The sequence below is a fragment of the Brasilonema angustatum genome (assembly GCF_059505445.1).
The window spans coordinates 1-23506 of sequence record NZ_JCACKO010000151.1 but is presented as its reverse complement, the minus strand read 5'-3'; the positions used below and the strand labels follow the sequence as shown (position 1 = coordinate 23506).

18 protein-coding genes are annotated in these 23506 nt (G+C 41.7%); 14 read left to right on the top strand and 4 right to left on the bottom strand.

The annotated features are described in order from the left end of the window. Positions 1-194 precede the first annotated feature (194 nt). Positions 195-1928, top strand: coding sequence for an iron uptake porin (locus tag AC5JM2_RS32335; RefSeq protein ID WP_495839717.1), 1734 nt, complete (start codon positions 195-197; stop codon positions 1926-1928). A 161-nt stretch (positions 1929-2089) separates the two neighbouring features. Here AC5JM2_RS32335 and AC5JM2_RS32330 read toward each other — a convergent pair whose 3' ends face one another. Further along, on the bottom strand, positions 2090-3316 hold the full coding sequence (locus AC5JM2_RS32330; protein WP_495839716.1) for an MFS transporter: 1227 nt from the start codon (positions 3314-3316) through the stop codon (positions 2090-2092). A 506-nt stretch (positions 3317-3822) separates the two neighbouring features. Further along, the gene (locus AC5JM2_RS32325; protein ID WP_495839715.1) at positions 3823-4023 is read right to left on the bottom strand and encodes a hypothetical protein; all 201 of its coding nucleotides are present in this window, start codon (positions 4021-4023) and stop codon (positions 3823-3825) included. 219 nt (positions 4024-4242) lie between these two features. Here AC5JM2_RS32325 and AC5JM2_RS32320 point away from each other — a divergent pair, with 219 nt between their 5' ends. The 12 genes from AC5JM2_RS32320 to AC5JM2_RS32265 all read left to right on the top strand — a co-directional run bounded on the left by AC5JM2_RS32320 (position 4243) and on the right by AC5JM2_RS32265 (position 18163). Next, entirely contained in the window at positions 4243-5796 is a 1554-nt protein-coding gene (locus AC5JM2_RS32320; RefSeq protein WP_495839713.1) for a flavin monoamine oxidase family protein, read from the top strand. 777 nt (positions 5797-6573) lie between these two features. Then, positions 6574-9933, top strand: coding sequence for a ferritin-like domain-containing protein (locus AC5JM2_RS32315; RefSeq protein WP_495839711.1), 3360 nt, complete (start codon positions 6574-6576; stop codon positions 9931-9933). Between the two features lie 193 nt (positions 9934-10126). Beyond that, a complete protein-coding gene (locus tag AC5JM2_RS32310) occupies positions 10127-10801 on the top strand; it encodes a glutathione S-transferase family protein (protein WP_495839709.1) in 675 nt (224 codons plus the stop codon). A 138-nt stretch (positions 10802-10939) separates the two neighbouring features. Continuing rightward, entirely contained in the window at positions 10940-12193 is a 1254-nt protein-coding gene (locus AC5JM2_RS32305) for a cytochrome P450 (protein WP_495839707.1), read from the top strand. Between the two features lie 211 nt (positions 12194-12404). Continuing rightward, complete coding sequence (locus tag AC5JM2_RS32300; RefSeq protein WP_495839705.1) at positions 12405-12779, top strand: VOC family protein; 375 nt, start codon at positions 12405-12407, stop codon at positions 12777-12779. A 49-nt stretch (positions 12780-12828) separates the two neighbouring features. Next, positions 12829-14085 carry a cytochrome P450 gene (locus AC5JM2_RS32295; protein WP_495839703.1) on the top strand — a complete coding sequence of 419 codons (1257 nt, stop codon included), beginning with the start codon at positions 12829-12831 and terminating at the stop codon, positions 14083-14085. 141 nt (positions 14086-14226) lie between these two features. Beyond that, positions 14227-14454: a peptidoglycan-binding domain-containing protein gene (locus tag AC5JM2_RS32290; protein WP_495839701.1), complete on the top strand. Its 228-nt coding sequence runs from the start codon at positions 14227-14229 to the stop codon at positions 14452-14454. Positions 14455-14610: 156 nt separating this feature from the next. After that, positions 14611-14835 carry a peptidoglycan-binding domain-containing protein gene (locus AC5JM2_RS32285; protein ID WP_495839699.1) on the top strand — a complete coding sequence of 75 codons (225 nt, stop codon included), beginning with the start codon at positions 14611-14613 and terminating at the stop codon, positions 14833-14835. A gap of 156 nt (positions 14836-14991) precedes the next feature. Then, on the top strand, positions 14992-15216 hold the full coding sequence (locus AC5JM2_RS32280) for a peptidoglycan-binding domain-containing protein (protein WP_495839697.1): 225 nt from the start codon (positions 14992-14994) through the stop codon (positions 15214-15216). Positions 15217-15312: 96 nt separating this feature from the next. Next, positions 15313-15837, top strand: a complete 525-nt coding sequence (locus AC5JM2_RS32275) for a styrene oxide isomerase (RefSeq protein WP_495839695.1) — start codon at positions 15313-15315, stop codon at positions 15835-15837. Between the two features lie 282 nt (positions 15838-16119). Next, positions 16120-16473 carry a RidA family protein gene (locus AC5JM2_RS32270; RefSeq protein ID WP_495839693.1) on the top strand — a complete coding sequence of 118 codons (354 nt, stop codon included), beginning with the start codon at positions 16120-16122 and terminating at the stop codon, positions 16471-16473. Positions 16474-16528: 55 nt separating this feature from the next. Then, positions 16529-18163, top strand: coding sequence for an MFS transporter (locus tag AC5JM2_RS32265; protein WP_495839691.1), 1635 nt, complete (start codon positions 16529-16531; stop codon positions 18161-18163). 98 nt (positions 18164-18261) lie between these two features. On the opposite strand, the gene AC5JM2_RS32260 is transcribed toward AC5JM2_RS32265, so the two are convergent. After that, complete coding sequence (locus tag AC5JM2_RS32260) at positions 18262-19119, bottom strand: phosphate/phosphite/phosphonate ABC transporter substrate-binding protein (protein ID WP_495839689.1); 858 nt, start codon at positions 19117-19119, stop codon at positions 18262-18264. A 395-nt stretch (positions 19120-19514) separates the two neighbouring features. Here AC5JM2_RS32260 and AC5JM2_RS32255 point away from each other — a divergent pair, with 395 nt between their 5' ends. Next, the gene (locus AC5JM2_RS32255; RefSeq protein WP_495839687.1) at positions 19515-20405 is read left to right on the top strand and encodes a c-type heme family protein; all 891 of its coding nucleotides are present in this window, start codon (positions 19515-19517) and stop codon (positions 20403-20405) included. A gap of 76 nt (positions 20406-20481) precedes the next feature. Here the strand turns inward: AC5JM2_RS32255 and AC5JM2_RS32250 are convergent, their stop codons facing one another. Next, positions 20482-22545 (bottom strand): caspase family protein, encoded by a 2064-nt coding sequence (locus AC5JM2_RS32250; RefSeq protein ID WP_495839685.1) that lies wholly within the window; start codon positions 22543-22545, stop codon positions 20482-20484. Between the last annotated feature and the right edge of the window lie 961 nt (positions 22546-23506).

Sequence of the window (23506 nt, the reverse complement as noted above, 5' to 3'; positions counted from 1 at the left end):
TAAAATTTCGAGCACCCTTGACGATGCACCAAATTTTGACAAAGTGTTGAATGGCTTATTTTGCCGTTCATCCAGGTCAGATAAGTCTTTGTGAAATCGTGGTGACAAATCCAGACTTGAAACCAAAGTGTCTTATCTTGTGATTTTTTGTTCAAGTAAAAGTTGAATTTTTGCTCTCAAAAATAAATAACGAAATGCAGAAGAAAAAAGTGTCTGAGAATACGACTGTAAAAACTCAAGTTTACGAAAAATTTTTGACTCATACAATTGCTTCTGGAGTCAGCCTGCTCAGTTTATTACTTTTAGGAACATGTTCAACAAAGGCTCAAATGCCTCCCACTTCAGGTGGTACAGCAGATTTTGTCAGTCAAAACCAAGAAAAAAAAAGTACACCTGAAATGAATCAGGTGACAAATGTTAATCAACTGAGTGATGTTCAACCCACTGATTGGGCATTTCAGGCGTTGCAGTCTCTGGTTGAACGCTATGGTTGTATTGCTGGGTATCCGAATGGAACCTTTCGCGGGAATCGGGCGATGACGCGTTATGAGTTTGCGGCTGGATTGAATGCGTGCTTAAACCGCGTTAATGAACTCGTAGCTACCGCAACAACAGATTTGGTGAGAAAAGAAGACTTAGCAACTTTGCAAAAGCTACAGCAGGAGTTTACTGCTGAGTTGGCAACTTTACGAGGTAGAGTAGATGTGCTTGAAGCACGTACAGCCGAACTGGAAGCTAATCAATTTTCCACAACGACCAAGCTGCAAGGTCAGGTTATTGTTTCTGTGAATTCTGGTGGGTTTAATGGCGATCGCATAATTAACCCTAATCGCACCCCTGATAACCCCACAGGCAGAATTACCAACCAACCCAATTCCACAGTGTTGTATAGAGCAGGTGTAGATTTAGACACTAGCTTCCGTGGAACTGACTTACTAAAAATTCGCCTTGATACTGGAAGTGGTATTGATGATCAGGTAGCTAATGGTGGGAAAGACAATGCTGCAGGTTTGCTGGAGCCAAATTTTGGTAGTGTTATAGACTACTCAGTCAAGCCACCCACAAATGGTAAGCTAGGTGTGAGCAGACTGTATTACAGCTTTCAACTCGCTAATGACTTTAAAGTCACTGTTGGTCCAAGTATTTTCCCAACCGATTTTGTTGACTTCAACAGTTACGCTTACCTCAGCTTCCGGGACTTTAGCACTCTAGCTTTTGTAAATAACTTTATTCTCTTCCCAGTTAACGGTCAGAATGCAGGTGCAGCAATTGACTGGAAACCACGCAATGGAGCATTTTCCTTGCGGGCTGTATATGCTGCATCAGATCCAGCAAATCCTATCCAACAGGGAGGAGTCATTCAGGGTCTTTCACCATTCACAAGCCTACTATATCCCAGGCAATTTGCTCCTCCTGGTACTCCCAATATTGATCCTAATATTACAGGCGATCGCGGCTTATTTGGAGATACCTATCAAGGTACGGTAGAACTAGAATATGCACCCTCCAAGGCTTTTGCTTTGCGTCTGCAATATAGTGGTGGCGAACTATTCAAAAACCGTTTTGATAGCTATGGCGTAAATGTTGAACTGACCCTTGCACAAAAGTTTGGTATTTTTGGTCGCTACGGTTACGGTAACTTTGATAACACTGCCTTTGGCGACATTAAACCCAATTACTGGATGGCGGGAGTTGGGGTGCGAGACTTGTTTACACGCGGTGCTTTAGCTGGGGTTGCTGTCGGTCAGCCATTTATTGTCAATCAAATCGGGAATTCAACTCAGACTAATTTTGAGGCGTTTTATAACTTCCCGTTTAGTCGAGAGATTCAAATAACACCATCAATTCAAGTGATTAACCATGCTGCAAATGAAGAAAGCAACGGCACAATTGTAACAGGCACACTTCGTACGGTATTTTCATTTTAGCTTAAAGCGCCATTTATCCCAGTGCCAACTTTGCAGGCTAGCACTGGGATAAATAGCGGGACTTATATATAGTTTTTTCCGATGCAAAGGGTCGAGTAGTTATATTTCTCTCGACCCTAACATTATAAAAACGCTTCATGTTGAAAATTAGTTTTACAGCTTTAGCCATTCACAACTCTCAATTTTTTAGAAGTATGCAGCAAACCAAACACAACAACTGTGATGATAATAAGAACAGCACTTGCATAAAAGACTCCTTGTATTCCCCAAGCACTGTAAGCAAGACCTGCGAATAACGGACCTAATGCTCTTCCTAGTGATTGAACTGTAACATTGAGTGCCATAAATCCAGCGCGGTAACCTTCTGGGGCAATTCCTGCTAACGTTGCTTGCAGAGGTGGAAAAATCAAGGCTACAGAAACACCAAATATAACAGAGGGAATGATCAGCAACCAAGTGTTATTCATTGCAGGCATAATCAGTAGTGACAAACCACACAGAAGAAAACCTAACATGATTAACTTCTTTTCTGAAAGCCGATTTGCCAAAAATCCCACCTGGGAAGCAGCAAAGGAAAAAACGAGTGACTGACAGCAAATGATAATACCAATTTCTACTCCAGAAGCGCCTAATTGAGTTGCTGCAAAGATGGGGACATAGGTATAGAAAGTTCCTAACTCAATGACAAAGAGGGAAAACACCGCAAACAGTAGCCCAAATACTTGAGGATTCTTGACATTGTTAAAAGTATTTTTGAGATAATTGCTGAGATTCAAATTGCCAGTGCTTTTTTGCTTGCTTGGTACTTTCAGATTCTTAGAAATCAACAGTGCAACAGGGAAGGCTAAAATTGATAGTAAAAACGGATATCGCCAACTCAACTCTCCTAAAAACCCACCAATGAGAGGATAGATTGTTGCTGCAATGCCAATCATTGCGGAGTTAAAACCCATTGCAGTGGTGAGCATTTTACCACTATATAAATCGCTGATGAGAGTGAGTTCTAGAGATTCTAAACTAGCAGCACCAACACCTGTTAAAAAGCGCCACTCTAGTAAGCTATGAAAATTATTGGCGATCGCACACAATATTCCACCAACTCCAAACAGTAAAAGAGAAGGAATCAGGATTTTCTTTCTGCCGATACGGTCTGCTAATGCTCCAAAAATCAAAGTTCCAACTGTAGTCGGCATCAAAAAAGTTGTCATTATTAGTCCAACTTCTTGTGCTGGAATGTTGAGAGCTTTTGCAATATTTGGCATTATAGGATTAATACCAACCACTCCACTAATTGCTACTAACGATATAGAAACAATCAGTAAAAGATTACCATCAATCTGTATGTTCTTTGCATTTTTATTGTTAAATTTACTGAGTAATGAAGTCATATTTTTATCTCCTTTTTTCTTTTTGCTTACCTTTGATTGATTAACTATGAGTTCATTACCAGCAGAAAATGATGATTATGCAGCCCTAACTCACAACAAACACATTTTTTTTTCTAGAGTGGTGGGCGCGTTGCGGTTCAATGACCTCACCTGGTGCTGTTTCGCTGAATTTGATCGTTTCAAATGAAGAATAAAAATCTTTTTCTTTTTTTTAATCAGCGAATTTGAGCGTAAGCGCAAAGCGCACTAGCGAGTGGAGAGGTGTCCCCGAGGGCGGAGTGAGGTGAGATCAGCGCTCTTGGTAGGAGAGCCAGTGCGTTGCGGTGAATCCAGCGCTGCAGGCGGGTTTCCCGCCGTAGGCGACTGGTGTTAGCGTTAGCTCCGGCCCCCTTAGGGGCTAGCGGAACCGTTCGGCACGGGGCCGTGCCCGTTAGGCGCAGCCGTGGCGTTAGCCATAGGGCTCAGGTTCTCCCCGGAGGGAGCCAGAACAAGCGTGAGGGTTTCCCTCACGCTTGTTCTGGCGTTGGGGTTCCCGTTAGCGGAGCGGAACGAAGTTCGCCAGTGGGTTGGGGAAGCAGTGCGTTGGACGGGTTTCCCGGCTTGAAGCATCTGCCGTCGGCTCTGCCGACTTGTAGCAACTGGCGTCCCGTTGTAGCACAAGCACGTTTTCCCGACAGCCAGGCGACTGGCGTATGCGCTTTGCGCACGCCCAGAGGTCTAAAGCGCAGCGAGACCGGAGGGTGATGTATAGTATCAAGTTCGCTTAATCGCTTATAAATTATGCATTAACCCTGCTCCCCTTGCTCCCTGCTCCCTGTTCCCCAAGTGAAGATACTTCCTGATAAGTTCACAAATTAAATGCATAAAAAAAGTTCCTCTCCCGGTATAAAATTTTGAATCAATTTATTGATTGGAGGAACCAGAATATGGATACCACAACAATGCTCGATATGTGCAAATTGGTAAACTTCCAAAAAGGTAAGCATATCACGATCCTAGGCGCGGGAATTGCTGGCTTAGTTGCAGCCTACGAATTGGAACGTCTAGGTCATCAAGTAGATATTATGGAAGCTAGCCCACGTATCGGTGGTCGAGTTTGGACTCATCGTTTTAGTAACGAACCTGACGCACCCTACGCTGAACTGGGAGCAATGCGTATCCCCAGTGAACATCAGTATACACTGCACTACGTCTCGCAAATGGGATTAGATGATAAACTTTGCAAATTTGTCACAGTATTTGAAGAACAAAACGCTTTGATGAACATCCAAGGAAAAATTTTCCGGATCAAAGACGCGCCCCGCCTGTTTCAAGAACGTTATCAAGGAATTTTTACAGACAATCGTTACAGCGAGAAAACCCAACTATTTGCTGGATGGTTGAAAACCATCGTCGATACTATTTCCCCTGGTAACTTGCGTGCAAGTTTGGAACAAGATCTCAAATCACACTTAATGGATGAATTGGAAAGACTGGATTTAGAACCTTACTTTAGCGAAGACGGCGAAACTATCGACTTACAGGCATTCATTAAAGATAACCCAAGTTTTCGCGCTGGTTGCAGCAAAGCTTTGGATATGTTCCTGGGCGACATCTTAGTTGAAACCAGTCACGATTTATTACAACTCAAAGGCGGAATGGATCAACTTATCCAGCGTCTGGTATCTTCAATTAAAGCTCCGATTATGTGCAACCAACAAGTTGTGGCACTGCGTGTACGTCAAGACCACGTGGAAGTCGATTACTTGGAAAATGGGCAGTTGCACGCCTGTTGTTGCGACTATGTGTTGTGCACTATCCCCTTCTCAGTCTTGCGGAAAATGGACTTGAGCGGATTTGACGACAGAAAACTGGAATCAATCCACAATACTATATATTGTCCAGCAACCAAGGTTGCATTTCACACAGAACAAGCTTTTTGGGAAAAACAAGGTATCAAGGGTGGTGCATCCTTCAGCGGTGATGGCGTTCGCCAAACATACTATCCTTCTGTGAAATTCAACTCCGAACGTGGTAGTACGATGCTTGCGAGTTATACTATCGGTGACGATGCACAACGCTTGGGAATGATGTCTGAGCAACAGCGTCACGCTTACGTCAAGAACGTCGTCAGCAAACTTCATCCAGAACTCCAAACTCCTGGTATGGTTTTAGATGTGGCTTCAATTGCCTGGGGTAACTACCAGTGGAGTGCGGGTGGATGCACTGTTCATTGGAGCGATGATATGTCTGATGAGTCTAACTATACTATCAGTTACTTAGAAGCTGCCAGACCCCAAAACACTCTCTTCTTCGCTGGCGAACATTGTTCTAAATATCCTGCTTGGCTTCAAGGTTCTATTGAGTCTGCACTCTTAGCTGTGTATGATATTGTTTCTCACCAACAGCCAAAGAAAGCGACAAGAAAATACGCCGTTACCAACAACGTAAATGTCAAGACTCTACAAAACAATCAACATCTGGAATATCCTGCAGCTTAATCATCTCGACTCGCCCCCTCAACAGGTTTGGATAGGGGGGGCACATTAACTTTCTTTTCAAAAATAAACAATTGTGGATTTTGAAAAAATTTTAAGAAATGTCACAAATTCTATAGAGTTTACAGCTTTTGTTGTTCTACACGAGTTGACTTCATAACTTTATCACACAACCAAGCGCTCTCAAATCCTGCTTTTTTCTCTTCTTGGCTCTCTGCTTCGTCCAGGTGCTTCACGCACACACTCTTCAAATCTGTGACTGCATAAGTTCAATTCACTCAACTCTATATACTTATGGTGACTTTCTGGCTATCAACCCTGACTCATTCAAGGAGCGCTATTTATGAAGAAAAACAAAAGAAAACACGATAGTAGTATTTCAAACAAACAGAATATATTTGGGAGCACAATGAAAACGTATCTACAATCATACATAAAACGAAATATGACAGTCAGTTAATTAATGTATGAAAATTAACAGAGCCAAATGCTTATAAATAAAACTAATACTTCACAAGGTTGCTGTCAATGATGTGTTTTTTAACAGAAAAATGGGCTAAAAGCTTTGTAGATACGCTTGAATTTTACGACCATTTCACATTTTGTTACATTTACAAGATAAATCAGCATTTATCGGGAAAACGAAATCTTTCTTTCTTTCAATTCCAGTAACTGACCCACTTTCCCGACTTACCAGATATACACAATGATTTAGTAAAGTCTTTTTTTGTTTCCTAATTTTCTCTTTTTTATCCAAAGTCATAAAAGTGGTTTTTTAAAATGAGCATCTTAGATTTTCCTCGCCTACACTTACTCGGTTTTGCCCGCATCCACGCCCCCACAGGACATAAAAATGGTCTAGTAGATGTCAGTAGCAACACAGTGTACATGAATGGTAAGCCCTTCGACCAGCACCGTGGAGCATCTGAGTATCATGAATACCTTTATAAATTGGGACCTCGGTTTAACGCCCAAGGAGAATTGGATGAAAATGGTCGGTTCAGTATGGCGATGGGATCGGACTTTGGCGGTAACGGTCACTTCAGTATCGAAGCACAAATTGTCAGCACACAACGCGAGTTTGGACAAATCGACCAACGTGATCCAGTGGTAGGACGCAGTGTTGATTTGTGGGGTCATTACAACGAATACGTCAAAACAAGTTTCAATCGCGCCCGTTTCTTTGAATCCGACCCAGCTTCCAACTGGACTAACACAATTATGTTAGGACAGCTAGCCTTCGGACGCCAAGGTGTTTCCCACGAAGTTCCATATATGCTTTCTGCGCCAATTTCTGGAATGCAGTTAGCCCGTTGGCAAAATTTCGACCATATCCGTGAATTACCTCAACACTGCCTCAACAGTGAATTTAAACGAGCATCAGTTTATCAGTTTACTATCCCCAAAGATGCCAAAGATTTCCTTTGGGATGAAGAAGCGGCGAAATCACCAACTGTATCTTTGTTACGAGAAGCAATGAATCGTGACGATGTGTTGGGACTGGTGGTGCAATTGGGCATTAGTAATATGTCTGCACCAGTGCAACCCGACTTACCAACATTCTGGGAACTGCACGGAACCATCGGTCTGTGGTGCAAAGACGAACTCAGCACTTATCCTCACGGACGGTTACTCACTCCTCGACGCGCTGCTGAGTCGGAAACAAAACCAGCACAAATGTCTAATCTCACGCTGCAAGTGACTCCCCAAGGTGTAAGTTTAAATATGGTCACAGCAGTACCTTGTGTCGGACGTGCCCCCAAACCGGGACCAGGACCAACTCATGCGATCGCTTCCAAACTCGACCTTGGTGATTTGGAAGTGCGTACTGTTCATAGCAAACGGCTGATAGCACGGATACCCAAAGAAGAATACCAACACCAGGCGCATCAACGCACGAGTGGAATTGTAGATGTTCCTTTAGCAGAACAGTTTGAGAACCTGTACGACGAAATAGAACAGCAAGGTCTGTGTATCATCCAGACAGCACCCAACGGACAACAGCAAATTCTCGTTCAAGAAGAAAAAATCAATCTTCAGGTAGATGACGCTTGTTTATTTATCGAACATCCCAATTGGAAGCAGAACCAAGACCATGCAGTTGAGTTGGAAGTGCGGTCTTTTGTCCGAGGACGTCCTGCACCTGTTGAGTCTGTATACCTGCGTCAGTTCTACAACCCAAGAGCATTCCCCCAACTACGCTACGAGTTTGAAAGCAACCCTACCAACGTGGATAAGACTTTCCACTTTCCCCGTAACTCTGAAATGGAAATTGTCCACTTCAAGTCAGGGTTGCGGGATTCTGAGGGCGAATTTACCCCCACATGTGCATTTTCCACTGATCATGAGGGGCGTGCTTGGGTAACTGTGCGCGGTGCTAGACCAGGAACGACACGGGTACTGCTATCTGCTCACTATGATGAGTTACTTTGTGACCCTCATAACTTGGATGAAGCGGAAATTGCTTACGACAATGATGATAAACTTGGCTTCTGGTCAGGTGCTGGTTTCTTTGCCGTGCGAGTGATGAGTGATGACTGGCACTTGGATGAAATTCCGAATGAAGCTGTAGATTTTAACTTAATCTACGAACATGTTCTAGCTTTCTACGAGTTAAGTTTCTCGTTCATGAAAGTGGATGTCTTCAGTCTCGCCGACCAATGCAAGGTAGAAACCTATGCGCGTTTGATGTGGCAGATGTCTGACCCGCGCAACAAATATAAAACTTACTATATGCCCCCAACGCGTGACATGTCCCAAGCCAAGTCGATGCTTTTACTGAAGTTTCTACAAAATCAGCAGCGAGTCGGCTATGTCCCAAGTCCGGCTCCAGAACCAAAGCGTAGCCAACGCACACTCCAAACACGAGAGGAGTTGGTGAGCGCCTTGAAACAGGCGGCGGAGTTGGAAGTTGCTGTGATGTTGCAATATGTCTATGCAGGATACTCTGTTCCCAACTACGTCACGGGTGAGGAATACGTGCGTCGGGGTTTGTGGACTCCCGAACAGTTACATTTAGCTTGTGGCGACGGGAAAGAAGTCCGAAGTTACGGAATGCGGGGTGTACTGCTGGAAATCTCCCGCGAGGAAATGATTCACTTTTTGATGGTTAATAATATATTGATGGCGATCGGGGAACCATTTTATCCAGCAGTCCCCAACTTCAAAGAACTCAACGGACGTTTTCCCATTGATGTAGATTTTGCCCTAGAGCCATTGAATGCTACCTCCCTACAGCGTTTTCTGCGCTTGGAGATGCCCGACTTTTTGGAAGAAAACTTGAGCGACGAACCTGTAGGAGGCGATCCGACAGTTCACCGCCTACACGGTTATGGTTCTTTAAGCGAACTGTACCATCAGATTCGCGATGGGCTGAAGAATATTCCAGATTTATTCATGGTCAAGAAGGGTCAAGTCGGTGGCGAGCATCGTTTATTTTTACGCGATGACTTTAACAAAGTTCACCCAGATTACCAGTTTCAGGTAGATGACCTCAACAGCGCACTTTTCGCCATCGACCTGATTGTTGAGCAAGGAGAGGGATGTCATGCTCAATCACCGAAATTTGACCGTTCTCACTATCAGCAATTTCGTCGTTTAGCAGAAGCACTTTCCCATGAGCAGGTGAGTAATGGCGAGACGAGACACAAAGCCCCGTGGAACCCTTCTTACCCTGCTTTGCGTAATCCTTCCTTAGATTACCGAGATTACAACACCAACGTTGTTACAGTCCCCCAAACCAGAGCAGTCATGGAGATATTTAACGAAACTTATTTCCTAATGACGCAACTTATGGTACAACACTTTGGGTTAATGCCCACTGGTAGTCTGCGGCGCTCAAAGCTGATGAATGCTGCCATTGACGTGATGACAGGTATGATGCGTCCTTTAGGAGAGTTGCTCATGAGTATGCCTTCAGGCAAAAGCGGTAAAACAGCCGGACCATCCTTTGAGATAGAATCCCCCAGTTATATCCCGACACCAGAAATCGCAATGAATGCGATCGCCCGTCGATTTGAGCGACTAGGACAGCGATCGCGTGAGTGCGGAGTCATCCCCAACAGTGTCTGCGAAATCTTTGATTTCTACGCCAGATTCTTTGATGATTTGGCTCGTCATCCCCAGTCGTTGGCTCATTGAGTCAGTGAACAGTGAGTCCAGCGCTGCAGGCGGGTTTCCCGCCGTAGGCGACTGGCGAACCCGAAGGGTGAACAGTTATCAGTTATCGGTTATCAAAATTTCTTGTCCACGAGTACAAAAAAAATGCATAAACTCATTTTTCCGACCGTATGGATAACTATCAACCGATAACTGAGAACTGGAGAACTGAGTGATGAAATTATATTACGCTCCTGCATCATCTTATTCCCAACGAGTCCTAATCGCCCTGTACGAGAAGGGAGTTGATTTTACAGCGATTCCGGTAAATCTTTTTGACCCCGAAAGCCGTGAAGAGTATATGCAAATTAACCTTTTTGCCAAGATACCCACCTTAGTAACTGACAAAGGAAATGTCATATTTGAGGCTAATATAATCATTGAATACCTTGACCAACGTTTTCCAAATACATCCCGCCTCATTCCTGGCGATTCAGAACAAGCCCTAGAGGTGCGGATGGTGGAACGGATGATTGATGTGTACATCAACAGTGGACGGGAGGCGCTATTTGCTGATACCCAACGTCCAGTTGAGGAACGAGGCAAAAAAGAAGTTATCAAAGCAAAGCGATTATTGGAAACAGCGATCGCCATGCTTGATGAAAAACTGGCGACTCGTACCTGGCTGGGAGGAGAAGAGTTTACTTTAGCTGACTGTGCTGCTGCTCCCACCCTCGCTTACCTGCGTATGGTTTACAACTACAATCACTTTTCCAACTTGACAAATTACGTCAAACGTTTGGAGTCCAGACCATCTGTAGCACAAGTTTTCAACTCCGGACGCAACCAGATGACACAGATGCTGTCTGAACTGCGCAATCCGCTGCAACTAGTACCGTTAGAAAGTTAAGAGTCTCTTACACTTCGTGAGAAAACTGCTAGCAACATATGAAAGAAACACTATTCACCTTGTTCCCTGTTGCCTGTTAAGCGTTCCCTATTCCCTACTTCTAACCCCTGATTCAAAACTTTTTATTGGAGATAAAAAATGTCTAGTTCAACAATTGAAAGATTAAACCCGTTTATAAAAGAAGTTATCCAAGACCCCTATACTGTTTATCGTCGTTACAGAGAGGAAGACCCCGTTCATTGGGGAGTCTCAGCGAATCCCAAGTTGCCTGGTGCTTGGTACATTTTCCGTCATGAAGACGTGATGAAAGTTCTCGAAGACCGGAGATTTGGTCGCGAGACTTTGAACGAACGAGAAGATGTTGAAACCACCCCAGTGCCAACAGCATATAATGCGTTCTTGGCTCTCGTCAGTAATTGGATAGTCTTCCGGGAACCACCCAATCACACACGGCTAAAATCGTTGGCTAGCAAAGCATTTACCCCAAGAATTGTTGAAAACATCCGTCCAGCGATCTACGAAATTGCAGACAATCTGTTGGATAAAATCCAGAACCGTGGAGAGATGGATTTGGTTGAGGAGTTCGCTTTCCCTCTGCCAACAAAAGTTGTCGCCACCATGCTAGGTGCTGATCCAGAAGATTTGCCATTGTTCCGTGAATGGGCACTAGCGATGCAACAAGCCAGCGCCTCTCGTTTGCAACCACCACCAGAAGTCTACCAACGTGCAAACGAGGCTGCTCAAGCATTCGTCGATTATTTCACTCCTTTAATCACAGAACGACGTGCCAATCCGCGCGAGGATCTGATTTCGGCACTCGTCAAAGCTGCTGATGAGGGCGACAAACTGAGCGACTTTGAGATCGTCGCCACTTGTACCCACCTGTTGACTGCAGGACACGAAACCACAATTAACCTGATTGCCAAGGGGACACTGGCATTACTTCAGCATCCAGAAGCACTCCAAAAATTACGCTCCCACCCCGAACTCATCCCTGCTGCAATAGAGGAGTTCGTCCGCTACGACACCCCAATCCAGATGGTTACACGCTGGGCTTATGCAGACGTTGAAGTTGGCGGTAAGTTGATTAAGCGCGGGGATAGCGTGGGAGTGATGCTTGGCTCAGCCAACCGAGATCCTTCTCAATTCAAAAACCCCGATGTTCTGGATATACAGCGCGTAGAAAACAAACACAGTGCCTATGGCGGCGGTATCCATTACTGTCTTGGTTCATCGCTAGCTCGTGCTGAAGGTCAAATTGCTATGAATGTCTTGCTCAATCGTTTGCCTGAGCTTCGTTTGGCAGATGAAAAAATTGAGTGGGCAAACAACATTGTGTTTCATGGTCCTAATCATTTGCAGGTTAGTTTTAAAAAACCTGCGATCGCTTAATTCACAAATTTTAGATTTTAGATCGGATCTAAAATTTAGGCGTTGCTTCCGAGTGAGTATGACATAAAAAAATCAAATGTCTCAAACACCAATTCATTGTGCCTTCACGCCTTACCGTTAATCAGCAACGCCTAAATCAAAAATCTAAAATCTAAAATCTAAAATCATACAAACTCTGCGCATAAAAAATTGCAAATAAGGTACAATCATCATGAACGTTATACAAGGTTTGACAAAAGCTCTCGTCTACGTCACAGACATAGACAAACAAATCGACTTTTATCAAAATAAATTGGGTTTAACAATCAAATGTCGGCAAAGTATAGAAGGACGCATTGATAAACAATGGGTGGAGTTTATCACAGGCGAATGCACTTTGGTTTTGCACGGCAATATGCACAAACAAATCGGTACAGATAAACCCACACTCTTAGCATTTCACGTAGATGATATTGATGTGGCTTATAAAGAATTGACAGAACGCGGCGTTAAACTTAGCGCAATTCGTTCTCCCTCGCCTGGGTTAAAAATTGCCGAAGGTGTTGATCCAGAAGGTAACCCGTTCAGTATTGATTGTCAGAAATGAATGATTGTCAGAAATATAAATAAAACCAAAATAGAGAAACATAGAAACTATGATGGGACAACATTCAACACAACCTGAAAAGAAAACTTGCCCTCATCTTGGGGAAAAATACCAACCATTTGTCAACCCACAACTTGACGATCCATATTCGTTTTATAAAGTTGCAAGACAAGAAGAGCCGCTATTTCATAGCTTATTATTAAACGGCTATGTTCTGACTAGCTATGATGAAATCTTAAAGGTACTTAAAGACCCAGCAAGATTTTCTTCAATGGATACTCTTGCTCCGGTGATCAAATTCACGCCTCAAACAGTTGAAGCCCTCAAGCAAGGTGTCCCCAAAGTTCGTGATTTAGTTAATAGCGACGGTGAAGAACACAAACGCTTGCGTGCTCCTTTCATGAGAGTATTTGCACCAGAGCGGATTGAGGCAATGGAAGGACCAATTCACACTATTGCTAACAGATTGGTAGACAATTTCGTTAATGATGGTCACGCCGACATCATACGGCAATTTTCCTATCCACTACCGCTTGAAGCCATCCTCACCATGTATGGTATTCCTTCAGACAGGATGAAAGATCTCAAGAAGTGGTGCTATGACATGGATGAATTGCTGTCAACGCCAATGACGCCGGAACGTCAATTAGAATGTGCTCAAAGTTTTGTGTCAATGCAGCACTATGTTGTTAGTCTCATTGAGGAGCGACAGAAATCACCTCAAGATGATCTGATTAGCAATGTACTGTCCTCTGACCTAAACATGGTAGAGTTAGTCAGTATTTTATGTGGATTAGTACAAGCTGGTCATAAGACAAGTTCCCATCTGATTGGGAATGCTTTAAAACACTTGCTAGAGCAGCCTCAGTTATGGCAAACTATTTGTGACAATCCTTCACTCATTCCTGTTGCTCTTGAAGAAATACTAAGGTATGATGCTCCTGTCACATCAATGACTCGCACAACTACCCAAGAAGTTGAGCTAGCAGGAGTCACCTTACCCAAGGGTACTCGAATCTATTTGATATATGGCTCTGCCAATCGGGATGAAACTAAATACAGCAATGCCGATAGTCTTGATTTAGAACGCTTCCAAGAGGTTACCCCTAACCATCTAGCGTTTGGTCATGGAACCCATCGTTGCATTGGTTCCCACTTTGCCCGTCGGGAAGCAAGGATTGCCCTGGAGATCTTATCTAAGAGATTGCCAAATCTGCGACTGCGCCCCAACCAAGAACTAACCCACTCTCCAAATATGATATTCCGTGGTTACTCACACCTAGAGGTGGAGTGGGATGTCGTGTGACAGGTTGAGTCAACCTGTCTATAAAAAGCTTTGGTAACGTAGCCTGCTTACAGTACCTATGTGCCACTGAATTGAAGCCATTCAGTAAAGACTGAGCTTCAAAATGTTCATCCATATGTAGTTTCAAGGAGAAACACAACAATGAGTCTGCCTCCAATTTTAAAGCTTGGTTCCGTAGATGCATCTGTATCACAACTACAACGTGATTTGTCTGCAAAGGGATATCTTGACGCGACTGCAGTTAACGGCATATTTGATGAAGCAACCGAAGAAGCAGTCAAAAAATTTCAACAGGACAACGACCTAACAGTAGATGGAGTTGTCGGACCTCAAACTGGTCAAAAATTAGGTGGTGGTCCTCCTGCATAAAACTTAGAGTCAGTCCCTATAGAAAAGTAAGAAGGATGAAGGTTGAAGAATCACGCTCTTTTTGTTTCTTTTCCGACTTCATACTTCTTACTTGTTTTTAAAATCTCAATTTCAAACAGCAGTTGATTTTGTCATTCATTCAGGAGAAACACAAAAATGAGCGCACCTCCAAATTTAAGTCGTGGTTCCACAGATCCAATTGTACAAGGACTGCAACGCGACCTTTCTGCAAAGGGATATCTCGACGCCAGTGCAGTTAGCGGCACATTTGATGAAGCAACCGAAGAAGCAGTCAAAAAATTTCAACAGGATAATGGTTTAACAGTGGATGGTGTCGTCGGATCTCAAACTGGTCAAAAATTAGGTGGTCCTCCTGCATAAAACTTAGAGTCAGTCCCTATAGAAAAGTAAGAAGGATGAAGGTTGAAGAATCACGCTCTTTTTGTTTCTTTTCCGACTTCATACTTCTTACTTGTTTTTAAAATCTCAATTTCAAACAGCAGTTGATTTTGTCATTCATTCAGGAGAAACACAAAAATGAGCGCACCTCCAAATTTAAGTCGTGGTTCCACAGATCCAATTGTACAAGGACTGCAACGCGACCTTTCTGCAAAGGGATATCTTGACACCAGTGCAGTTAGTGGCACATTTGATGAAGCCACTGAAGAAGCAGTTAAAGCATTTCAAAAGGACAATGGCTTAACACCAGATGGAGTTGTTGGACCGCAAACCGGTCAAAAATTAGGTGGTCCTCCTGTCTAACCTAAACTCGTATAACTTAAATTATGACAACAACGCGGGTTGACTACTCAACCCGTGTTCTATAGTGTTTTACTTTAAAGAGATGGAGAGTTAAAAATGAGTACCCTTGAGAAAACTTCCGAATCTAATTTGTTAAAACCACCATCTTCTGGAATGAATAGTATTCAAAGTGAGGTTTTTAAACGCAGTCTTCTGTGGCATGGTATTTTGTTCTGTACCATAGGATTTATCCTTGGCTTGTTGATCCCTTTGTATGCCAATCCACGTGCGGGGCTAGCAGCCCACGCACTTTCAATCACACAGGGAATGTTCTTAGCAATCATCGGTTTATCTTATCCATACCTCAAGTTACCATTGTGGATTGCTAGAGCAAGTTTTTGGTCGTTTCTCATCAGTGCTTATGTTGGTGTGATTGGTCAGATTCTGGCAGCAGCATTTGCTTTAGTGAGGATTTTTCCGATGACAGGACAGGGACTTCCCGAAGGTCCTGCTTGGTTGGAGACGGCTGTCGAAATACCTACCAAACTCATGACCACTTTTCTCCTTTTAGCCTGTTTTGTTATTCTCTATGGCTTAAGGCAAACTAAAAGTGGTTCTGCTTCACCAGAAGAATCTATTTAGTCATTGCGATCTCATAACACAATAATAGACTTCTGCGAAAATTAGATTTGAACTCAAGCAAAATAAGGAGTAACGTCTTATTTTCAAAGATATCTATTATTTTTAGACACTGGTTTAGGGAGAATTCAATGAAGTTTTTATCTTCGTTAATTACTATAATCTGATTGGGTACTGCTTTAACTTATAGTATTGAAGCGAGACAATCAAAACTTAGCCAAAATCTACATAATGTCATATTCCCCAGATTCTATAGAATATCTAACCTCTTCTGAGACCACATCTATGAATCTTCCCTTTTCGGAAGCAGTACGTGTTGGTAACATACTTTACCTCTCAGGAGTTATCGGAAACATTCCTGGAAAAAAACAGCTTGTAACTGGTGGAATAAAAGCTGAGACAAAGCAAACTATGGAGAATATTAAACGTATTATTGAGAGACATGGTTCATCAATTGACCGAATTATTCAATCTAAAGTGATGCTTGCGGATATAAAAGAGTGGGGCGCTATGAACGAGGTTTATCTTACTTATTTTTCACCGTCACAATTACCTGCAAGAAGTGCACTAGCAGCAAGCGGTTTAGCTTTAAATGCACGAGTGGAAATAGAATGTATAGCCATAGTCAACTCTCGTTAGATAGTTAAATTACCAGAATTTTCAAGCAAAGTTTAGTCACAAAAGAATAAAGACCATGAATCAGTCAACTACAAGAAGCCAACCAAAAAGTTCAACAAATATCTTCCGAGATAAGAATTTTTACATTATAAATTTTGTGACCGTGGTGGGAATTTTAGGGGGAACCCTCTATAACCCCGCACTACCAACCATACAAAAGTTTTTTAAAGTTACAGAACAGGATGCTTCATGGATATCGACACTTTTCCAGTTGCCCGGAGCTGTTATTACTCCAATATTTGGGATTTTAGCTGACGTTTTAGGCAGAAAGCAAGTCCTGATTCCTTCGCTGCTGGTGTTTGCCCTTGGTGCTGGGTTAAGCGGCTGGACATCTAATTTCAGAACCCATTTAGGAGGGCGATTTGTACAGGGTGTTGGTGCTGCTAGCTTAGAACCGCTACAACTTACTATTCTTAGCGATCTTTACCAAGGCAGAAAACTAGGGACTGCAATGGCATTTAATGCCGGTTTGATTGGTATGAGTGGGGCACTTTTTCCCCTTATTGGTGGGATCTTAGGCGAGATTAACTGGCAATATACGTTTTTACCAGGGTTGGTTGCCATTCCAATAGCATTTTTGGTTCTCGTGACACTGAAATTACCAAGACAACCACAGAACACAGAGAAATTTCAACTCAAATCCTATCTACAAAGTACCTGGAACAGCATAAACAATCGTCACGTACTAGGGCTGTTGTTCGCAGTCATGTCTCTGTTTTTGCTGCAAACTTTATGTTTAACTTATATCCCATTCTTGGCGACAGAGAAGTTCAAAACATCAGATTGGCAAAATGGGATTGTCCTGACGAGTATGTCAATTGCGCTGGCGTTATTCGCTGCTCAATTGGGACGCTTGACTCAAAGTCTCTCGGAAATTAAACTTATCAAACTCTCTTTTATTCTCTTTGCAGTCGCGCTGTTGATTCTTCCTATTATTCCTAACTTTTGGTTGATATTCATCCCAATGTTTTTATTGGGTGCTGCTCAAGGTATCGCTCTTCCATCCTCCCAAGCACTGTTAGGAGGACTTTCTGCACAAGATTCTCGGGCAGGATTTATGGCGGTAAATACCTCAATTATGTCATGGGGACAGACACTTGGTCCGTTTCTGGGAAGTTTAGCCATCAGATTTTCGGGACTACCAGCAGTCTTTTATTCCAGCGCCGTCTTTGCCGTTGTTTCATTTGCAATTTTCAATTATTTCCTAACAACTAAAATATTTAATTTCACTGCCAAAACCGTACAGCTAGAACTTCCTGTGAACACCGATGAAACAACTTTAATTCCACCACAAACTGCATCTCCGACAATTCTCCAACCATCTATTGCACAGCTATTGCATGTCCAAACTAACAGAGTCTTTGAATTGCCGGATCATTTTCAGGTGATTAATATCGGCAAGTCCAGCAATCGCATTATTCCCGAAGTGGACCTTTCAGATTTACCTAATTCTGAACTTGTCTCACGTGTTCACGCTCAGATTCGTTTCGACGGAAAGGAATACTATATCCAAGATCTGAACAGTTCAAACGGCACTTACATTAACAATTACCCAGTCATACCAGGTGTTTGGTACAAGTTAAAACCAGGTATTCGCATTGGTATTGGGCGGCGAGACACGATAACATTCATGTTTGCGCTTGATGAGTAGCTGTTATCGGTGCTCACAAGACTTTGATTTGTATTTATCAAATAGTATTCATGTTTGCCGATGGAAATCAGGCATTCGCTTTAGTTTGGGTTAGTTCATTAAAATAGACGAACAGGTTTTGAATTAAGACGGTCAGCAATAGGTTTTAGCTGCTTAATTAAAAAAATGATATTTTTATAATCAGGTGGTTCTGCATTTGGTACATATCCAACGTCTTGAACTATATTAGGAGGAGCATCTTTCATATAATTACGAATCAACTGTTGACGATTTATTTCGACATTCGGTCCAATCAAAACAGATCCTGATGGAACATTTTGAGAATCAGTAAATAATATGTGGAATTTTGCTGCACCTAATTTGGTTTTATAAAAATTATATTCTTCCGACGAAACCGCACCAGCAGCAGCCTTTCCTTGTGCCACCAATTCAAGCACTTCTTTGGGTGTAGGAGCAGATAAAATTTCTGCCAATGTCAAACCAGAAAGATTGCGCAGTGGAATATAATATCCAGTGGCGGAACCTGGTTGACCTAAGGCAACTGTTTTACCCTGTAAATCTTTCAATTGTCGTAAAGGACTGTCTTCGCGTACAACAAATATCGCTCGTGGATAGTCCTGGATCTCAAGAGGGAAAATTGGTGAATATTGATAGTTAGCACTTGCAATTGCTGCTAAACCGGGAGGAGCAAAAACTAATGACCAAGTTCCACGCTGAATGCGCTCAATCGCTATATTTTCATTCAAAGTTGGTTCTAATTGAATAATTGCCCTTAACTTTTTACCCATATATTCACGAAAGTGAACAAATCGTTCTAGCGCTTGTTCTTCTTCTCCATAGCTAATCACGCCAATTACTAACTCAAGTTCTTGATTTGATGTTTCCTCTGCAGCACAAGCGGTAAACAGAAGCAGTGTCTGTAAAAGAAATAAACGTCGGGAAAGTTGAGATGACATCAGAAGTTTTTAGCAAATATTTTTTCGGGATACTTTGTTATTATCTAATAAGATAAAGCATTATTTGACCCTAAGATAAGCAGATGGGCATCAAGAAATCACTCTTGATTTATAGTAGCGCCTAAGCGCTTAAGCCCTACTATAAGCAGAATTAATACGTGTTCAATTTATTAAAATTTTTTAATATATTATCGTCTTTTTACTTCTGTCTTTAGGTATATCTTTAATATTTCAAGATTTTCTTGACACCGACTCTCATGTTATCAGGTAAATTTTTATGAAATAGTTGAAATATTTACAGACTTACAATTATAAGTAGATGGCAACATTTTTTATGACCGCATTAATGCTAGTTGTCTTTGATACAAAAAAAACTGTATTCAGCAAGAAAAACCATGAAAATACAAAGTAAAGTTAATCTCATCTTAATAATAGTTTTTATTATCGGTATTTTTTGTAGTGGAATAGTTTTATCAAATGTACTTGAAAAAAAAGCAGAAAATGAGGTTACTTCTCAAGCTGAGATTCTCATGCAAATTGCCAACTCGGTTAGGAAGTATACCAATGATCGTGTACAACCTTTACTATTACCGCAGTTAGACACTAAACAACAGTTCATCCCAGAATCCATACCATCTTTTTCCGTTAGAGAGGTATTTGAACTTTTCCGTAAAAACAAAGAATTTGAAAAATTTATCTACAAAGACGCTACACTAAATCCAACAAATTTGCGAGATAAAGCTGACGATTTTGAAACTAAAATCGTTGAACAATTTATTCAAAAGCCAAATTCAGAACCTAAACATGATTACCGAACGATATCTGGAGAAAAACAATTTTATATTGCCCGATCTTTTAAAATAGAACAACAGACTTGTTTGCACTGTCATAACACTCCCGAAGAAGCTCCAAAAAGTCAAATAGCAACTTACGGAAAAGAGCATGGTTTTGGATGGCAGCTCAATAAAATTATGGGAGCGCAAATAATTTATGTTCCAGCTTCAAGTATTTTGAGCAATGCTCAGAGATCATGGGTTCTGATGATGGGAGTTGTAGGGATTATTTTTACAGTCATCCTTATTGTCGTAAATCAGTTGTTGAAAAAGACCGTGCTACTGCGTATTAAAAAAATTGCTAACGTGGCAGAACAAGTTAGCGTCGGTGATATGAATGCCAATTTTGATAAACAATCTAAAGATGAAGTCGGAGATTTAGCAGAAGCTTTCAATCGAATGAAGTACAGTTTAGAAATGGCTATCAATATGTTAAATAAAAATCGTGAATAGCCCTGAAAAACTGTGTTCATTAGTACACAAAAAAATCTTCTTTACCTGATTTGCTTCTGCTATTTTTTACTGAAGTCTATTGACTTAGCATGCGTCGCTCAAACTCTAGAGCTTGTTTGCTTTCAGGAATGTTCTTCGCTAATTTACTAATAAATTCAGCTAAGGAAATCTGCGGCTGAGATTGTAGAATATCTTTAACGACAAATTTCGCAATCGGACCAATTGAATAAGCCAACTCACGCTCGCATTTAGTAATAAAATTGGCATCAATACCGGGGAGTACATTTAACTGGGATTGTTTGGTTGCGGAAACACGGACATCAGGACTAGAACGAGAAAAAGACTCCTGCTTTTGTGAATGCTGTGGTGAAGAAAACGGAGGAATTCGAGAAGGTGGATTGGAGAATATATTTTCGTTGTGTTGCCATTTGAAGTCAGGCTTGTTCAGCAACACGCAAGCATCGTCTTCCTGTTTGTTTCTCTCATCTGCAGTTACTTTTGACTTTTGGATATCTTGAAAAACCGTGACAATATTACCAGGTAAAATATCAATAACTGCTTGTGTACCTGATAGCCAGACATGCAGGTTAATACCTTTAGCTTGGAAAAAGCTTTGTAATTGAGTAATCCATTTAGCAATTGATAACCCAGCTTGTGAATTTGCAGCAACAAGGGTTTCTAGAAGCGTTTGAGAAAATAATTCTGGTTCTTCTGCTGGTGTTGCAGCAGCTATTAAACATTGTCCATACTCTGTGTCACATTGCAAATCTTCTATCCAATTCTCCAGCGAAATAGCCTCAGAAGAATCTGAGAAAATGACATCTAAGATAATTATTTGTTGAGTTTTTTGAGCACGGCGTAACTCTTGTCGTAAGGAAGAACGACTCAAGCGCGTTCCATCACCCAAAACTAACCAGGCTTCTTCGTGTTCGATTTCTTCGATGCGCCCGCGCAAATATAATAAGCATGTTGGTATATTTCTGACGATTCTGGATGGTGATAAAGATTTGATTTCTGAATGATTCTGCCAACGAGTCAATTCTTGAATTGTTGCCCGTATCTCTGACAAACTTTTGCCTTGTCCCGAAAGATACTCCACCTCAAAACCGCCAGCACCAGCGAATAATCGACTCAATTCAATAGTCGTTTTGCTATTTGAAAGTCCATCAATGACAACTGCACGTCGCTGCTTGTGAGATTCAACTTTTGTCGGCTTGAATCCAACAATTAATTCTCCTACTCCTTCTACAATTCGTTTAGGTGTTTGCTGGGGATATTCTGAATATAATTGACGATCTCCACGGTTGACCTTTTGTTGATTAATCAGACGGAGTTGCTGATTTAATTTATCTATATATTGGCGCGTCTGGCGGTAAACATATTTATAAAGTCCATCTGCTTCAATCAGTCCATATGAATCAGCTGCTTCACCCAAAATTCCCTGCATTAAATAGTAAGTGAAAACTCCATGTCCTAATTCTGGAAACTCCCAAGACTTTTGTCCTTGATCACAAGATAGTAAAGCACAAAACCCCTTACTTTGAGCAGCACGTTGTCTCAAGGCATCCATCATTACTTGTGTTGTAGGAGTGAATGAAGTATCAGGGACATCTCCATCTCTGGCGCTACCACCACGGTTTCCCCCCAACAACCTCAAGTCACCACTATGACAGGTATCTAAACAAAGTAACTGTTGATTGGCGGAACTAGCCCCTAACATGTGCAACAGATTCTGCATACCTAAACCTGTACCCAGCAAGTTATCTTTGTGGGTATCTGCCAAGCATAAGACAGACTGCTGAGTATTCGGCTCTAACATTCCATGCCCTGAGAAATATAACAGGATGGTGTCCTGGGATTTCGATTGTGAAACAATTTTTTGCAGGCTCCCACGAATCATTTGCAAGGTAGGAGATTGTGCTGCAAAATCGTGATGAACAATCACTTCTTTATTAGGAAATCCCTGGGTGGCTTTACTGAGCGCTTCTCCTAACCCTTGGCAATCTAACGCTGGGTAGCGCAAAGAAGGCAAGTTTTGATCTTGGTATTCGTTAACGCCTACCAAAAGAATCCAAAGCTTGGCTTCTCCTGTTTTCAATATAGTAGTTGAGTCACTAGAACCAATACCGAGGGGGCACATAATTACTACTTAATCCTAAAAATAACTACGATGATTTCCTATAAGTCTATTTAGCTAAATCCTTATGAACTTGAATTTTTAGCTTGAGGAAATTGTTTTCCCTTTCGTCTAATCTAGCAAATTGATTGCGTTAAAGCACTGAAAGGAAAGTTTATTTTGCACTCCTTTGCTAATTAGGGCACTTGAGCGTCATAACATTCACAAGCTTTGTACAGATTCAGATAGCTGAGATCAGCACTTATAATATTTTATACAGTAACTAATAAATAATCTTAAAAAAATTTACTTTTTGGATCGCCTTTAATATTCAATACGCTTTTCCTCTGAAAATCAAATAGTTCTACTTATATATTTAGTCACTTTTATTTTGATAAATTACGCCAATGTTTACAAAAGTTAATAACGAGAATAACGAAAACAGAAAAGTTATTATTAACTGTTATAACAAAAGGAAAAAACGGACTGTTATAGCAATCCGGTTTGATTTGTAAAAATCTATTTGTTCAGATTCTTGACTTGTTGGAGAAGTCGGGAGTCTTGTTCTTCACCTTAGCGTAGCGTGCCGTAGGCATACGGGAGTGCGTGCCCGTAAAGCTTATGATTTAGGATTGCTATAGCACGATGACTCATACCGTTTCACTTTGAGGTTGATACAAATGGGGAGCACCGGAGCACCGGAGCACCGGAGCAGGGGGAAAGAATTAGAAACCAATCGATTTGTATCAGGAATTTCCTGAAATGGTATCAGGCTTGAAAAACTCACAGAATTCCACACCAATGCTTTTAGCCTTTTCAAATGCAAAAATTATTTAAGTATGATACCTTAAGGGCAAAACACAGGCTCTAAGTGTTGTCGCACCCCCAGAAACTGCATAAGCGTATTTGTCGCACCACTATATATTTATGTCGTGCGATTCGTTGTTAGCTGAATAACGGTAACCAGTCCGTACATAAGCTAACC

Coding starts and splice junctions, on each gene's coding strand:
- AC5JM2_RS32335 (WP_495839717.1), top strand. CDS start 195: ATGCAGAAGAAAAAAGTGTCTGAGAATACGACTGTAAAAACTCAAGTT.
- AC5JM2_RS32330 (WP_495839716.1), bottom strand. CDS start 3,316: ATGACTTCATTACTCAGTAAATTTAACAATAAAAATGCAAAGAACATA.
- AC5JM2_RS32320 (WP_495839713.1), top strand. CDS start 4,243: ATGGATACCACAACAATGCTCGATATGTGCAAATTGGTAAACTTCCAA.
- AC5JM2_RS32315 (WP_495839711.1), top strand. CDS start 6,574: ATGAGCATCTTAGATTTTCCTCGCCTACACTTACTCGGTTTTGCCCGC.
- AC5JM2_RS32310 (WP_495839709.1), top strand. CDS start 10,127: ATGAAATTATATTACGCTCCTGCATCATCTTATTCCCAACGAGTCCTA.
- AC5JM2_RS32305 (WP_495839707.1), top strand. CDS start 10,940: ATGTCTAGTTCAACAATTGAAAGATTAAACCCGTTTATAAAAGAAGTT.
- AC5JM2_RS32300 (WP_495839705.1), top strand. CDS start 12,405: ATGAACGTTATACAAGGTTTGACAAAAGCTCTCGTCTACGTCACAGAC.
- AC5JM2_RS32295 (WP_495839703.1), top strand. CDS start 12,829: ATGATGGGACAACATTCAACACAACCTGAAAAGAAAACTTGCCCTCAT.
- AC5JM2_RS32290 (WP_495839701.1), top strand. CDS start 14,227: ATGAGTCTGCCTCCAATTTTAAAGCTTGGTTCCGTAGATGCATCTGTA.
- AC5JM2_RS32285 (WP_495839699.1), top strand. CDS start 14,611: ATGAGCGCACCTCCAAATTTAAGTCGTGGTTCCACAGATCCAATTGTA.
- AC5JM2_RS32280 (WP_495839697.1), top strand. CDS start 14,992: ATGAGCGCACCTCCAAATTTAAGTCGTGGTTCCACAGATCCAATTGTA.
- AC5JM2_RS32275 (WP_495839695.1), top strand. CDS start 15,313: ATGAGTACCCTTGAGAAAACTTCCGAATCTAATTTGTTAAAACCACCA.
- AC5JM2_RS32270 (WP_495839693.1), top strand. CDS start 16,120: ATGAATCTTCCCTTTTCGGAAGCAGTACGTGTTGGTAACATACTTTAC.
- AC5JM2_RS32265 (WP_495839691.1), top strand. CDS start 16,529: ATGAATCAGTCAACTACAAGAAGCCAACCAAAAAGTTCAACAAATATC.
- AC5JM2_RS32260 (WP_495839689.1), bottom strand. CDS start 19,119: ATGTCATCTCAACTTTCCCGACGTTTATTTCTTTTACAGACACTGCTT.
- AC5JM2_RS32255 (WP_495839687.1), top strand. CDS start 19,515: ATGAAAATACAAAGTAAAGTTAATCTCATCTTAATAATAGTTTTTATT.
- AC5JM2_RS32250 (WP_495839685.1), bottom strand. CDS start 22,545: ATGTGCCCCCTCGGTATTGGTTCTAGTGACTCAACTACTATATTGAAA.